13 protein-coding genes are annotated in these 13594 nt (G+C 66.1%); 3 read left to right on the top strand and 10 right to left on the bottom strand.

All coding sequences use genetic code 11. The features are described 5' to 3' along the window. Nucleotides 1-80: 80 nt before the first annotated feature. The 4 genes from flgB to V5A19_RS12410 all read right to left on the bottom strand — a co-directional run bounded on the left by flgB (nt 81) and on the right by V5A19_RS12410 (nt 5729). A complete protein-coding gene (gene flgB, locus V5A19_RS12425; protein WP_332327843.1) occupies nt 81-494 on the bottom strand; it encodes a flagellar basal body rod protein FlgB in 414 nt (137 codons plus the stop codon). A 160-nt stretch (nt 495-654) separates the two neighbouring features. Then, nucleotides 655-2007, bottom strand: a complete 1353-nt coding sequence (locus V5A19_RS12420) for a sigma-54 dependent transcriptional regulator (protein ID WP_332327842.1) — start codon at nt 2005-2007, stop codon at nt 655-657. After that, the gene (locus tag V5A19_RS12415) at nt 2004-4280 is read right to left on the bottom strand and encodes an AMIN domain-containing protein (RefSeq protein ID WP_332319472.1); all 2277 of its coding nucleotides are present in this window, start codon (nt 4278-4280) and stop codon (nt 2004-2006) included. Before V5A19_RS12415 ends, V5A19_RS12420 begins: the two co-directional genes overlap by 4 nt. Continuing rightward, nucleotides 4281-5729, bottom strand: coding sequence for a sigma-54 interaction domain-containing protein (locus tag V5A19_RS12410; protein ID WP_332319473.1), 1449 nt, complete (start codon nt 5727-5729; stop codon nt 4281-4283). 206 nt (nt 5730-5935) lie between these two features. Here V5A19_RS12410 and V5A19_RS12405 point away from each other — a divergent pair, with 206 nt between their 5' ends. Next, entirely contained in the window at nt 5936-6571 is a 636-nt protein-coding gene (locus V5A19_RS12405; protein WP_332319474.1) for a PilZ domain-containing protein, read from the top strand. Between the two features lie 12 nt (nt 6572-6583). Here the strand turns inward: V5A19_RS12405 and V5A19_RS12400 are convergent, their stop codons facing one another. Further along, nucleotides 6584-7009, bottom strand: coding sequence for a hypothetical protein (locus V5A19_RS12400; RefSeq protein WP_332319475.1), 426 nt, complete (start codon nt 7007-7009; stop codon nt 6584-6586). Between the two features lie 197 nt (nt 7010-7206). Here V5A19_RS12400 and V5A19_RS12395 point away from each other — a divergent pair, with 197 nt between their 5' ends. Further along, the gene (locus V5A19_RS12395) at nt 7207-7620 is read left to right on the top strand and encodes an NUDIX hydrolase (protein ID WP_332319476.1); all 414 of its coding nucleotides are present in this window, start codon (nt 7207-7209) and stop codon (nt 7618-7620) included. 255 nt (nt 7621-7875) lie between these two features. Here V5A19_RS12395 and V5A19_RS12390 read toward each other — a convergent pair whose 3' ends face one another. Next, nucleotides 7876-8886, bottom strand: coding sequence for an MBL fold metallo-hydrolase (locus V5A19_RS12390; RefSeq protein WP_332319477.1), 1011 nt, complete (start codon nt 8884-8886; stop codon nt 7876-7878). Nucleotides 8887-8947: 61 nt separating this feature from the next. Between V5A19_RS12390 and V5A19_RS12385 the strand changes: the two genes are divergently transcribed. Next, nucleotides 8948-9619, top strand: coding sequence for an alpha/beta hydrolase (locus tag V5A19_RS12385; RefSeq protein ID WP_332319478.1), 672 nt, complete (start codon nt 8948-8950; stop codon nt 9617-9619). A gap of 7 nt (nt 9620-9626) precedes the next feature. Here the strand turns inward: V5A19_RS12385 and V5A19_RS12380 are convergent, their stop codons facing one another. From V5A19_RS12380 to ppsA, 4 genes are all read right to left on the bottom strand, one after another. Then, nucleotides 9627-10409: an HvfC family RiPP maturation protein gene (locus V5A19_RS12380; protein ID WP_332319479.1), complete on the bottom strand. Its 783-nt coding sequence runs from the start codon at nt 10407-10409 to the stop codon at nt 9627-9629. Further along, on the bottom strand, nt 10406-11245 hold the full coding sequence (locus V5A19_RS12375) for an HvfB family MNIO-type RiPP peptide maturase (protein ID WP_332319480.1): 840 nt from the start codon (nt 11243-11245) through the stop codon (nt 10406-10408). Before V5A19_RS12375 ends, V5A19_RS12380 begins: the two co-directional genes overlap by 4 nt. Nucleotides 11246-11257: 12 nt before the next feature. Continuing rightward, complete coding sequence (locus V5A19_RS12370) at nt 11258-11608, bottom strand: hypothetical protein (RefSeq protein WP_332319481.1); 351 nt, start codon at nt 11606-11608, stop codon at nt 11258-11260. A gap of 210 nt (nt 11609-11818) precedes the next feature. After that, a partial coding sequence (gene ppsA, locus V5A19_RS12365; RefSeq protein ID WP_332319482.1) for a phosphoenolpyruvate synthase occupies nt 11819-13594 on the bottom strand: 1776 nt, incomplete at its 5' end.

Here is a 13594-nt window from a genome sequence, read left to right as displayed (position 1 = left end):
TGGGCGGTGAGATTGAGGCGCGTCCGCTGGGCCTGCAAACCGCTACCGCCCACCTCCATCGCAGTAAACAGATCCATGCCTTATTGCCCTCCCTTCTTGATGGCATATTGGATGCCGCTGGCCCGGCGGGCTGCCAGCTCGCTAACCACCCGGTTGAGCAAGCGGGTTTCGCCGAGACGCTCAAGCTCTTGCTGGGTGTTCACCGTGTTGCCGTCGACACGTCCCCCCTGAACCACCTCGCGCACTTGCGGCTGGACCTCGGATACGGATCCTCCGGTGTCGAAATGGCGGGGATTGGTGCTGACCATCGTCAAATTTTCGTCACCCCCGTCGTGAGCCTGGCGCAGCTGCTGATCGAACTGCAGCCGCTTGGCGTGATAACCGGGGGTTTCGGCATTGGCCACATTATTGGCGATGGTGCCCAGTCGCTGCTGTTGCAGATCCAGGCTGTGCCTGAAGAGCGTGAACTGGCTGCCAAACAGGCTCGACGACATGGCCGGGTGCTCCTTTAGAAAATCCCATTAACGGGGATGCAATCAACATGCCGGGTGCAAGCCGAACCCACAGCTGGTTCGCTGATCCACAGATAACGCCGATAAACCCAGATAAAACCCCAAGTCCCCCTATAGTGGATTGCGCCGTTGCCTTTTCGCCTCAAGCCTCACGCTCCCGGGGCCGGTTGAGCTTGTTGCGCAGGGTGCGGATGCTGATGCCGAGGAGCTCGGCGGCCCGAGTCCGATTCCCGCCGACCCGCTCCAGGGTACGGGCAATGAGCAAATCCTCCATCTCCTGTATGGTCAGATCGGCCTCGGGTAGCCTCTCTTCGCTGCTGCTTCCCACGGGGGCGACGGAATCGCCCCCAAATTGGCCCGACGGCGCGCTTACCGATTCGATGGAGAGCTCGTCCTCGGTCAGGTCCCCCACGCTGAGGCGCCGCTTGTCGCTGAGTACCACGGCTCGATGGATGGCGTTCTCCAGCTCCCGGACATTACCCGGCCAGCTGCGGTTTTGCAGATAATCGCGGGCAGCCTGATCCAGTCCCTCGATTGGCCGACCATAGCGTTGGACGTAGAGACGGACGAAATGCTCGGCCAGAACCGGGATATCCTCCGCACGCTGGGCCAGATCAGGCAGACGCACCCGCACCACCGACAACCGATAAAGGAGGTCCGCGCGTAGCTGACCTTCGGCCACGGCCGTTTCCGGATCCCGATTGGTTGTCGCCAGCACCCGGACATTGACCGATTCCGGGCGGTGCCCGCCTACCCGATCCACCACCCCTTCCTGCAGCACCCGAAGTAGCTTGGCCTGCAGATCCACGGGCATTTCGGTGATCTCGTCCAAAAGCAGGGTGCCGTCCTGGGCCTGCTGAAAGCGGCCCTCCCGGCGCTGATCGGCCCCGGTAAAAGCGCCTTTCTCGTGCCCAAAAAGCTCCGACTCCAGCAGGCCTTCCGGCAGCGAGGCACAGTTCACAGCCACCAGAGGCCCGTCCCGGCGGGGCGAATGCTCGTGTATAAAGGCCGCCAGCCTTTCCTTGCCGGTACCCGAGGCGCCGCAGAGCAATCCGGCTCCGTCGCTGCCCGCCAATTTTTTGACTTTTTTCAGGAGCTGCCGCATGGCCGGGCTTTCGGTAATGAAGCCGGATTCCCCGGCCGCCGGATCCCGGCGCACAAGGGCGTGCACCACCTCGGCGGTCAGGGGCTTGGCGCGGAAGTCTTCGGCACCAGCCCGGCCCATAGCCCGGGCCTGTTCCGGGCTCGGCTCGGTGGCCACCACACCCGCGGGGATACCGTCGGCGACCAGCGCCTGGACCACCGCCTCCGTATCCGGCCCCAGACCGTCGGCATCCAGAAAAACGCACCGCGGCGCAGGAGAAGCGCTACCCTCCGGAGGCCCCGTCAGGAACAGGGCGCGACCGCCGGCTCCCCGCACGGCATCGGCGAGATCGCCGTGAAGGCCGTCATGGAAGCCCACCAGCCAGACGAGGAGCTCTCTATCCGAGCTCACGGCAGCCGCTCCCGGACCAGGGGAATTAGGGAGGCGTAGAGATTCCCGGCCCGGCCAAACCCGTCATCCGCGGAAAGCCCCTCCAGATGGGCTCGGGCCCCCTTGAAATCCTCCCGCTGCACCGCATCCACGCCCAGGAGGGCCTTCAGCTGGCGACGTTCCCAGTCGGGGACGCCGGCTTTCAGCGCTCGCAGCCAGTAGGCACGGGCCCGGTAGACCCGCCCCAGACGGGCGCCCAGGTCCCCGGCCTCGGCAAGCACCGACCCCGACAAGGCTCCCTCGGGCGCTTCGCGGGCGAAGGTGTCGAGCACGGAAAAGGCCTCCCCTAGATCCCCTTGGGCCTTATGGGCCCGGGCCCTCAGGGGCACCGTCTGATCCCTGGGAAGCTTGGAGTGCCGATCCAGAAAGTCCAGCAGATCGGCGTGGCGGTCCAAGCGCGACAGCAACCGGGCCCGCTCCAGGCGCAGCCCCTGCGTCCGGGGATGGCCGGGCTGGCGCTCCAGGACCTGATCGATCCAAGCGACGCCTTCCTCGGCCGCCGCCTTCCGGTAGGCTCGGGCAAGCAGCCATTGCCAGCGATCAATCTGGACCGTACTGCCCTGCTCTTCGCGGGCGTCCCCTAGAAAGCGCCGGGCACCCTTCAGCGCCCCCAACCGCAGAAGGGCTCGGAATCCCCGATCGCGCACCGTACCGCTTGGGGTCTCGCCGGCGAACCGGTTATACAGCCGGAAAGCCCGTAAGGGCTCACCGGCTTCCAGGGCGGCAGCCATCTGCGGCGGCAGGAGCCGGTCCGCCAGGGGCCGGGCGTTGCGCCGGTCCGCTTGACTCCCCTGCTTGAGCACGGCGCGGAGCTGGCCCAGGGCCTTTCCCCGGCGGTCGGCATCAGCGAGCATGCGCGCCGCCAAAAGGCGAGCCTCCATGGCCGCCTGCGACCCCGGCAACCCCGACGCGACGGCTTCAAGCCGGGCGACCGCCTCGTCAAGGCCGATGCGGTCCAGGGCATGCTCGGCCCGAACCAGGCCCGCCCGGGCTCGCGCCTGGATATCGGCTTGGGGCTGGGCATCGAGAACTTCCTGGAAACCGGCGGCGGCTCGGCGCCATTGCTCCAGGGCCATAAAGGCTCGCCCCTGGAGCAGTATGGCCCTCAGTTGCCGCGGATGGGTTGGGTTGTCGCTCAGAAAGGCCGACAACCGGTTCCGGGCCCTTTGGGGAGCTTCGGTTTCCAGAAAGGTTTCGGCGGCCGCCAGCAACAGGTCGGCATGGGCCTCCAGGTAGGTGGGATCCTGCTTCAAAAGCCGATCCAGCTCGGTACGGGCACCCTGGAAATCCTCGCCCCGGGCCAGCAGATAGGCCAGCCAATAGTGGGCGTACTGGGCCAGCTCATCCGCCCCCGCGTAGGTCAACGGGATCAGTTCCTCGCGCGCCGAGCCGACCTCACCGGCCAGGGCATAGAGCCGACCCAGCTCCAGCTGGACCTCCCTGGCCTGGGGCTCCAAGGGATAATTGCGCAGATAGCTTTCTAGCGGATTGGTTGCCTGAAAATGGAAGTCGAGCCGGTCGAAAAGGTTCGCGGCGCGGCGGAAGGCGGCAGGGGCCGCTGCATGGTCGGGATATTCGCTGGCCGCTTGCCACAACTGCTGGGCGGCCTTCAGGGTCTGACCGGTATCGGCATACAGCCGGCCTAGCTCGAACTGCACCGCGGCCGGCTGATCCCTCGACTCGCCCTCTTGCTCCAGCAGATCCAGGGCAGCCTGGTCATTCTCGGCCTCGGCCTTGGACCGCGCCCGGGCCAGGATTTCGGGGACCTCGGCCGGCACCATGCTGGGCAACGGGGCCGGCGGATGGACCGGTTCGGGAAGGGGCGCCCGCCGGCTCAGGTTGGACTCCACACGGCCCAGGTCAACGACCCAGCGAGGTGGCTCGCTCAGGGTAAACGCCCGTGCTTTCTCTCCCCCGTCGAGCTCGAGCACCAACCGGTCCTGCTGCCGCCGCAAGCCCTTCAACCGCCGGTCGCTGCGGCAACCATCTAGGGCCACCGGCTGCCAGCCGCCGGGCCATTCGAGCACCACCGAACCGCCGGCCCGATGGGCAGCCAGAGGGCGCTGCTCGGGAAGGTCGAGAACAACCCGGAAATGGGTGTCATGATCGGCACAGCGGACGGGGACATCGGCAGCTTGCGCCGCTCCAGTGGCCAGTACCGCCGAGGCCGCCGCAGCAGCCCGCCACCAGGGTGGCCACCCCCATTTCCGATGCGCGCGGGTATTCCGTGCCATCTACCCCAGATTCCGTTTCTTAAGCTTCTCCACCAGCGTTGTCCGCTTGACCCCCAGAAGCTGCGCCGCCTGGTTGCGGTTGCCGGCCGTGGATTCAAGAGCCTCGAGAATCAAGCGGTTCTCGAAGGCTTCCACTTCGGCCCGCAGGTCCCGGCTCTGACCCAGCAATATATCCCGCTCACCGCTTTCGGCCCCGACTTCGGCGGGCTGGCCCTCGTTGGTGTCGCGGGGCGCCCCTCGGATCTTTTCCGGTAGATCCGCGGGCTCCACCAGCCCTTCCCGCTTGAGGACGGCCAAGCGCTCGGTGAGATTGCGCAGCTCGCGGACATTCCCGGGCCAATCATAGGCCTCCAGGAACCGCCGGGCCACGGGGTCGGCGCCCGCCACTCCGGTGCTGTGCTTGCGGTTGAGCTCGTCGAGAAAATGGTCAAACAGGAACATGACATCCTCGGAGCCACGCTGGCGCAGGGGAGGCAGATCAACCGTCAGCACATTGAGCCGGTGGTAGAGGTCTTCGCGGAAGCGCCCTGAGGCCACCGCCTCGTCGAGATCCTTATTGGTGGCGGCCAGCACCCGGGCATTGAACGGAACCGAGCGCGAGCTCCCCACCGGCTCATAGGTGCGCTCCTCCAGGACGCGAAGCAGCTTGATCTGCAGATCGGGACTCATCTCACCGATCTCGTCCAAGAAAAGGGTGCCACTGTCCGCGTGGGCGAAGCGCCCCTGGCGAGCGCTCACCGCCCCCGTGAAGGCCCCTTTGGCGTGGCCGAACAGCTCAGCCTCGAGAAGATCTGGAGGAATGGCGCCGCAATTGATAGCGACGAAGGGGTGCTCGCTGCGACCGGATTCGGCATGGATGGCGCGCGCTACAAGCTCTTTGCCCGTGCCGCTTTCCCCGCGCACGAGGACCGTGGCATCGGAAGGGCCGACCACTTCCAAAAGGGAATACAGCTCAGCCATGGATTGGGACAGGCCTACCAGGCTGTGGAAACGGCTTCGCTCGGGATGGAGACTTTTCTTGTCGGGCCCGTCGTAGAGGCGGGTAAGGAGCGAGGACAGCTGGATATCGAGGCCTGCCTCTTCGAGGAACAGGACTTCCGCGACCCCCCGGCGGTAGGCCTCGCGGACATCGCTCGGCTCGGCCGGGACGGTAAATACGGCCACCGGGATGTGGCTGCTGCGACAGCACGCCAGAAAGTCCCAGCCGGCGGTACCGGCGGATAGGTCCGCCAGGACCACTGCTGGCCCCGGGGCCGGGGCAGCCCCGGCGATCTCGCTATCCAGGCCCGAGGCGGCCGCTACCGGGACCAGCTCGGGGTTATGCTCCTCCAAGCCGGGGCCAATGATCACTCTGGGGGTGGGGCCTTGGAACGGTAGCCCGGCCTGTTCACGGGGCGCTTCATCCGGGGGTGGGGTTTCGTCCTGCCACGCTTCGGTACGTTCCGCCATCCCACCTCCATGTTCCCGCATTTGAGGGTCAGGGAACTGTCGCCTTTCCAGCGACATCGCGTCAAAATCGTGACAACATTGGGGGTAGGTGTCAAAGCGGTATCCGGAAGCCCCGGACGCTGTCATCCGTGACAGGGAAGTGGCCCTCAATGTCTTTACCCCATCCGGGCCTGGTAGGCTGATCCTTCATCCACCTGGAGTTTGGCATGCCCGAGCACGAGGACCGCCAAAGGGATGACACCGGACTGGAGGTACAGGACCACCTCCCCCTCCAGCTCACCCGGCTCGACGAAAACCAGGTATCGGCAGCCCAACAAGGAAACTTGGCGGCCGCGACCAGCGGGCTACGCGCTGCCCTGGGGAGCCGGGACGCCACGGTGGAGGAGCTCGCCCGCAGCTATCCGCCTGACCAACGGCCGCAGGGGGCGGTTTTCGAAGCCCTGCGGCTGGTCGATACCAAGCTCGATCACATCCGGCATCTACTCGAGGATCAGCTGGCCCGCCAGGAAAGGGAGGGCCCGGAACCCCTGCCCGTAAGGGTCAGTCTCGAGGCCTTCCGAGCAGGACTGCCACTGAATGGGGAGGTGCATCCCGAAAGGGGGGAGTGGTACTGGGTGGATTGCCGATTGCCCGGCTCGCCCCGGGTGCATTTCGGCGCCCCCGCCCACGTTACCGAGGCGGAACGGGCCGCGGGCGAGCAAGGGGAAGACCGCTATTGGGTGACCCTGGCCCTGGCCAATGTCACGGAAAGCGAAGAGAAAGTCCTAAGCGAGTACATCTTCCGGCGACACCGCCAAGAGGTTCGGCAGAAGCGACACCCAGAGGAAGGCGGACCGGACTAGACCGACCAGAATTCAGCTGCTTTCCCGCTCCGCCCGGCCCAGGTAGAAGTTGACGGCGGTGCGGGCATCCCGAAGGGATTCCCGTTCCTCGGAGCCGGCCTGCTGCTCCAGCCGCGCCAGTGTGGCGTCGGCCGATTGCAGCTCGGCCGCCTGGGGCGTCCGGCCCTGGGCGAAGTCGGCCGACAGGCTGGTGACCAGGTCCAGCGCCTGTTGCACCCGGCCCTCCTCTTGTACCGCCTGATGGCGGAGCATGCCGACCAGCTCCGATGTGCCGCGAGCCGAGCTCACTCCTTCGGAGGCGCCCAGCGCAGCGGTTTCTGCACCCCCCTGGGCCTTTTCCAGGGCGGCGCGGAAAGCCGAGCCGTCGGTGATGCCTTGCTTCTGGGACTGATTGGCCCCGGCCAGCTGGCTAAGGTTCTTGGTCGGATCGATTTCCATGACACTCACTCGCAACGGATCCGATCGGGCGAAAGAAGGCCATCGTGGCTAATGGCCGACGCGGCCAAACTGCGCGGGCCACTCTTAGCACAAAGTGTACCATGTCCCGCAGCCCTGGAGTTCGCGACCTACTTGATGTCCGGAAAGGCCGCAAACACAGCCCCCGAGGAAAATTTTTCCGGGTAGGGAGACCACCCATGGAAGGACCGCGCTGCACCGTGGACGTAATCATCCATGACAGGGACGACCGGGTCCTGCTCATCGAGCGCAAGAACCCACCCCATGGCTGGGCCCTGCCCGGTGGCTTCGTCGACGCGGGGGAGGACCTGACCACCGCCGTGCGCCGGGAGGCGGTAGAGGAGACCGGTCTCGCCCTGTCGGAGCTGTACCAGTTCGCCACCTACTCGGCCCCGGACCGCGACCCCCGGGGGCATACCGTTTCCACCGTCTACGCCGCCCGTCCTTCCGGCACCGCCCAGGCCGCCAGCGACGCCCAGGACCTGGCCTGGCTCCCCCTCACCGACCTGCCGCCCACCGCCTTCGATCACGGCCGGATCCTCGACCACTACCGCCAGTATTTGGCCACGGGCCAGAGGCCGGCATTGCCGTGAGGGGTGAGGTTTGAGGCGGAACGGCGAGACGGCCTATCCGCAGATTGCGCCGATGAACGCAGATGGAAGCTGGGCTGGTCGGCCCTTTAGGTAGGGGCGTAAGCCCCGACTTTCGCCTTATTTGGCCGACGGGGTCGCGGCTTGCGCCGTTACCACGAGGCCGTTCGAGGTTATGCTTTCATCTGCATGCATCGGCGTCATCTGCGGATAAAGCCTTTGCCGTGGATTTTACTCCTTACTCCTCCCGCTCACGCCTCACTGCTCCTGCAGCTCCAGATAGACATTGTAAGCATTGCGCCGATGGGTGGCCTCGTAGGCGGGCAGTCCCTTGTACTCGGACCAATCGACGTCTTTGTAGGCCTGCTCGAAGGGCTGTAGCTTCTCGACGGCCTCGCCCATGGTCTCGCGCAGCTTGGTGATGTAGCCACGCATGAACGCGATCGCCCGGGAGGCATCCGCCTCGGCGGGGCCGTGGCCGGGGATGATCATGGACGGCGGCGGATCCATTGCCGCGGCACGTTCGACGCCATCCAGCCAGTTCTGGGTATCCACTTTGTCGCCGACGAACGGAATGCGGCCATCGAACAGGATATCGCCCGAGAACAACACGTCCGGGCCATGGACGATCATCATGGTATCGTCCGGGGCGTGGGCCGGGCCCACATGCACCAGCTCGATTCGCTTGTCGCCCATGTCGAAGGTCTTGCGGTCGGCGTAGGTGTCGTCCGGGCGCACCACCCGGGTGCTGTCGTCCACCCAGGGGAACAGGGCCTGACGCCGTTGCTTCAAGCGCCGCTCGGCCCCCGGGCCCTCGAAGTACTGGGCGTAGCGCTTCTGGGCCCAGATGGTTGCCTCGGTGTGGTCCTTGAACACCTGGAGGCCATAGATGTGGTCGGCGTGGTAGTGGCCCGCCACCACGTGGGTCACCGGCTTATCGGTAACCGAGCGGATCTTGCTCAGCAGCTTCCAGCCCAGTGACGGAGTGCCCAGGGCGTCATAGACCACCACGCCGTCGTCGGTAACCACGAAGCCGGCGTTGGACATGAAGCCTTCGTTGTCGGCATCGGGGACGCCGTTGCGGCCGATGACGAAATAGACGTCCTCGGCGGCCTTTTTGAGCTCCATGGGGATCTCGGACTTGGCGTAGGGGACGCCTTCCCACGAGACCTCTTTGTCGGCGCCGGCGCAGGTTGCGGGCAGCGCCGCCACCATGGCCACTAAAAGTGCCGCCAACCAAAAGCGACGGGTGCGCGGATTCGCGGGCATGGGACCTCCGAAATTGTTGAGCGAGGGGGTGACGGCCCTGTCGGGTTAGAGGGAGCCTATCATGGCAGGAAATGACCGAGGCACGCCGCTGGAATGCCGGGACCTGGCCCCTAGCGGGCCCGCCCAGGGGGCGATCGTGTGGCTGCATGGGCTGGGCGCCGACGGCCACGACTTCGAGCCCCTGTTCCGGGAGACCGCAGCCCTACCGCCGGAGACCCGCGTCCTGCTTCCGCACGCACCCCGCCAGCCGGTAACGATCAATGGCGGCATGCGCATGCGCGCCTGGTACGACATCTCCAGTCCGGAGCTGACCGCCGATGCCGACCTAGAGGGCATCAATCGCTCGGCGGGCCGGATGATCGCCCTTCTGGAAGGTCTGGAGGCTGAGGGCATCGAACCCAGCCGCACGGTCCTAGGAGGTTTCTCTCAAGGCGGGGTTCTGGCCTTGTGGGCGGGGTTGGCCTACCCCCGACCCCTTGCCGGGATCGCCGCCCTGTCCGCCTACTTGCCGGCCGATCCACCGGTGACCGAGGCCCAGCGGCACACGCCGCTGTTCCTGGGCCACGGCCAATACGATTCGCTGATCCCCCCCACCCTGGGCGAGGCGGCCCGCGACCGGTTGTCGGCTTTGGGCACCCAGCCCCCCGAATGGCACGCCTACCCCATGGATCACGGGATTTCCGAGACCGAGATGGTGGACCTGTTCGCCTGGCTGGACCGGGTACTGGGCTGAAGAGGGCCTACGCAGCCGTCCCGACCACGATATCCCGGCCCCGCAGATCCGCCAGGATATCGGCGCCGGCCGCCACCACCTGAGACGGTTCGGGGTGGCCGATCTCCGCGGCGATCCGGCGCAGCAGGGCCTCGCCGGATTCGCCGCCTCCCTCCTGGAGCAACTGCAGCAGACGAGCGGTGACCGCATTGATCGCCAGGAAGCCGATGGCATCCAAGCGGTCGCGGTAGATCACCAGGAAAGTGGGCTGCTCCGGGGCCGTTTCCGGCTCGAACCCGGGTCCGATCTGGTGGACGGGAAAGGCGTACTGCAGCGGCCAAGCCAGCGGTGAAACCACCGGCCGGCCGGCCACCAGATCACCCTCGGGATCGACCCCTTCGCTAGGCAGCTCGGCCTCATCCACCGACAGCGCCAGCTCCACCCACTCGTAGTGGGCCAGCTCCAGAAGGAAGGCCGGATCGCCGGAGCGCGGCTCGCGCACCTCGCCCAGATAGGTCAGAAGTTCCCGCCCGATCTCCAGGAAATAGGGGGTCTGGGCCCGGTGCTCGGCGAGGAAGTTCGCGACCAGGGCCTCCCAGCGCTCGCCTTCCAGGATCCGGCGCATGACGGGAAAGTTGCTGGCCAAAAACCCTTGCAGGTTGTTGTAGACCAGCCGCCGGTAGACCCGGCCACCGCGTTCATCAACGCCTTGCGGACGGCCGGCGATGGCCGGCTCGCGCAGAAAACCGGTCAGCGCCTCCTGCTGGGCCCGCAGGGAGGCGGGCGGCGCGGGCTCTTGCTCTCGGGTCATGCTCCCTCCATGGGCCGCTCCTCGACCGCCGCTTGGTGACGCCGGATGGCCGCCACCTCGGCAAGGACCTCGGGCAGAGGGGGAATCTCGGTATCCCGCTCGAGGACGGTGGGCAAGGATCCGAACCGCCGGTAGGCGTGATCGAGCAGCTCCCAGACCGGATCGATCACCGGGGCACCGTGGGTATCGATGATCAAGTCCGGCTCTTCCCGCCGGTGGCCGGCGATGTGGAAATAAGCCACCCGCTCCGGCGGCAGGGCGTCGAGGAAGGCGTGGGGATCGTAGCCGTGGTTGACGCTGTTGACGTAGACATTGTTGACGTCGAGCAACAGCAGGCAATCGCCTTCGGTGAGCACCCGGTTGATGAACTCGGCCTCGTCCAGGGCAGCGCCCGGGGCGGCGTAATAGCTGGCGTTCTCCAGCACCACCCTCCGGCCCAGGGCCTCCTGAACCACCCCCACGCGGCCGGCCACATAGGCCGCCGCCTCCGCCGTGAACGGGATGGGCAGCAGATCGTAGAGCTGCCCCTCATCGGCGGTGTAGGACAAGTGGTCACTGTAGACAGCGATGTCGAGGGTATCGAGGAAGACCCGCAGATCGGCCAGATGATCCCGATCCAGGGGTCGCGGCCCGCCTATGTTGAGCGACAGACCGTGGGCCGCCAGGGGATAGGGCTCAATCACCCGCCGGAAGTCGCGCCCCATGCGGCCGCCGACTCCGATCCAATTCTCCGGGACCACCTCGAGGAAGTCAGGCGGGCTCTCCGGTCCGGCCAACAGGTCCTGCAGGAAGGCCCGACGCAGCCCCAGCCCGGCTCCTTCAACCCCTTCGGTCATAGCTGCCTCCTATCAGGCACCGGCGCATTTGCCCTCACCGCACTTGCCCTCGCCACCCTTGTCCTTGGCCTTGTCTTCGGCCTTGTCCTTGGCGGCGCAGTTGCCTTCGGCTTCATCCTTGGCATCGTCTTTGTCCATTCCGGCGCAATTGCCTTCCTGGCCCTTTTCCTCGCCGGTGCCCATGCCAGCGCATTGGCCCTCCTCGCCCTTGTGGCTGTCGGCCACCATGTAGCCGGATTCCAGCTCGGCCACCTGGAACGGGCTGGTGGCCGCCAGGCTACTGGCAGGCGCGAGGGCCAGGCCGCCGGCGACGGTGGCACCGAGGGCAAACTGAAGCTTGGTATTGAAGCGATTGGTCGCCATGGCTGCTGTCTCCTTGGATGGGTCGGCACCGAATTCCGGGCCGGAACTATTTTATCCCCGTCGGTATAAATCCATACCAACACTGCCCGAAATGAGAATCAACGGCTATAAGCGATTGGACAGTTCACACTCGAAGCTGTGCTCCCGGCCCTGGCGATCACCAGGTGTACTCCCTGATGCAGCGGACCGTCGGCGCTGCACGCCCCAGCGTCATTGGTAAGATCGGCGTAACTGAGCCGCGGTTACGGCCATGGCGTCCGGGTTTACCGATATGGAGTCGATCCCCTGCTCCACCAGGAACTGGGCGAACTCCGGGTAGTCGCTGGGGGCCTGGCCGCAGATCCCAATCTTGCGGCCCTTCGCCCGCACCCGCTGGATGACATCGGCGATGAACCGCTTCACCGCCTCGTCGCGCTCGTTGAAAAGCGGCGCCACCAGCGCGGAGTCGCGGTCCACACCCAGGGTCAGCTGGGTCAGGTCGTTGGAGCCGATGGAGAAACCGTCGAACACCTCGGCGAACTCCTCGGCCAGGATCACGTTGGCCGGCAGCTCGCACATGATGTAGAGCTCAAGGCCGTCCTCCCCCTGCTTGAGCCCGTTGGCCGCCATCTCGGCGCGGACCTTGTCGCCCTCGTCCACGGTGCGGCAGAAGGGGACCATCACCTTGATGTTGGTGAGCCCCAACTCATCCCGGGCGCGGCTTATGGCCTGGCATTCCATGGCGAAGCCGTCGCGGTAGGCGTCCGAGTAGTAGCGCGACGCCCCCCGGAACCCCATCATGGGGTTCTCTTCCTCCGGCTCGAAGTAGCTACCCCCGATGAGGTTGGCGTACTCGTTGGACTTGAAGTCCGACATGCGCACGATGACGTCCTTGGGCCAGAAACTGGCGGCAATGGTGGCCAGCCCCTCGGACAGGGTGCGCACGAAGAACTCGCGGTTGTCGGCGAAGGCCTCGGTGCGCCGCCGGATCTCCGCTCGGGTCTGGTTGTCCGTGCGGTTGGGGTTCAACAGCGCCATGGGGTGGACCGCGATCTCGTTGTTGATCACGAACTCCATACGCGCCAGGCCCACCCCTCGATTCGGTAGCTGGGCGAAAGTGAACGCCCGCTCCGGATTGGCCACGTTCATCATCAGCTCCACCTGCTCCGGCAGAGACGCCTCGTCCAGCTCCAGGTCGTCTACCTCGTAATCGAGGTAACCGTCATAGACGTAGCCGGTGTCGCCTTCGGCACAGGACAGGGTCACCGGCTGGTCCGGCTCCAGGACCCGGGTAGCGTCGCCGGTACCCACCACCGCCGGAATGCCCAGCTCGCGGGAAACGATGGCCGCGTGGCAGGTGCGCCCCCCGCGGTTGGTAACGATCCCCGAGGCCAGCTTCATGATGGGTTCCCAGTCGGGGTCGGTCATGTCCGTCACCAGCAAGTCGCCCTCGTTGAAGTCTTGGAGCTCCCTGGGACTATTGATGATGCGCACCGGCCCTCGGGCGATGGCGCTGCCAACGCTGCGGCCGGTCACACGGACCTCGCCGTCCTCCGTAAGGCGATAGCTGCGCAGCAGGTCCGACTCCTCCCCGGCGTGCACGGTCTCGGGGCGGGCCTGCAGCATGTACAGCTCGCCGGTCTCCTGATCCCGCGCCCATTCCATGTCCATGGGCATGGGCTTGCCGTGCACCTGTGAATAGTGGTCCTCCACCGCCACCGCCCAGCGCGCCAGGATCAGGGCCTCGTCGTCGGTAAGCACGAAGCGGTTGCGCTCGTGCTCGGCTACCCGCTCGTTAAGGGCCTCTCCGGCCTCGTCGTAGACCATGCGCAAAGCCTTGTCGCCCAACTTGCGCCGGATCAAGGCGGGCTTGCCCTGGGCAAGCAGGGGTTTGAACACATAGTATTCGTCCGGGTTCACCGCGCCCTGGACCACGTTCTCACCCAGCCCGTAGGCGGCGGTGATGAACACCGCGTCCTCGAAGCCGGACTCGGTATCGATGGAGAA

The organism is Thiohalorhabdus sp. (genome assembly GCF_036628635.1).
Taxonomy (GTDB): Bacteria; Pseudomonadota; Gammaproteobacteria; order Thiohalorhabdales; family Thiohalorhabdaceae; genus Thiohalorhabdus.
Note: the sequence above shows the minus strand (reverse complement) of the source record. Positions and strands in the feature narration are given on the sequence as shown.

Coding starts and splice junctions, on each gene's coding strand:
- flgB (WP_332327843.1), bottom strand. CDS start 494: ATGTCGTCGAGCCTGTTTGGCAGCCAGTTCACGCTCTTCAGGCACAGC.
- V5A19_RS12415 (WP_332319472.1), bottom strand. CDS start 4,280: ATGGCACGGAATACCCGCGCGCATCGGAAATGGGGGTGGCCACCCTGG.
- V5A19_RS12410 (WP_332319473.1), bottom strand. CDS start 5,729: ATGGCGGAACGTACCGAAGCGTGGCAGGACGAAACCCCACCCCCGGAT.
- V5A19_RS12405 (WP_332319474.1), top strand. CDS start 5,936: ATGCCCGAGCACGAGGACCGCCAAAGGGATGACACCGGACTGGAGGTA.
- V5A19_RS12400 (WP_332319475.1), bottom strand. CDS start 7,009: ATGGAAATCGATCCGACCAAGAACCTTAGCCAGCTGGCCGGGGCCAAT.
- V5A19_RS12395 (WP_332319476.1), top strand. CDS start 7,207: ATGGAAGGACCGCGCTGCACCGTGGACGTAATCATCCATGACAGGGAC.
- V5A19_RS12390 (WP_332319477.1), bottom strand. CDS start 8,886: ATGCCCGCGAATCCGCGCACCCGTCGCTTTTGGTTGGCGGCACTTTTA.
- V5A19_RS12385 (WP_332319478.1), top strand. CDS start 8,948: ATGGCAGGAAATGACCGAGGCACGCCGCTGGAATGCCGGGACCTGGCC.
- V5A19_RS12380 (WP_332319479.1), bottom strand. CDS start 10,409: ATGACCCGAGAGCAAGAGCCCGCGCCGCCCGCCTCCCTGCGGGCCCAG.
- V5A19_RS12375 (WP_332319480.1), bottom strand. CDS start 11,245: ATGACCGAAGGGGTTGAAGGAGCCGGGCTGGGGCTGCGTCGGGCCTTC.
- V5A19_RS12370 (WP_332319481.1), bottom strand. CDS start 11,608: ATGGCGACCAATCGCTTCAATACCAAGCTTCAGTTTGCCCTCGGTGCC.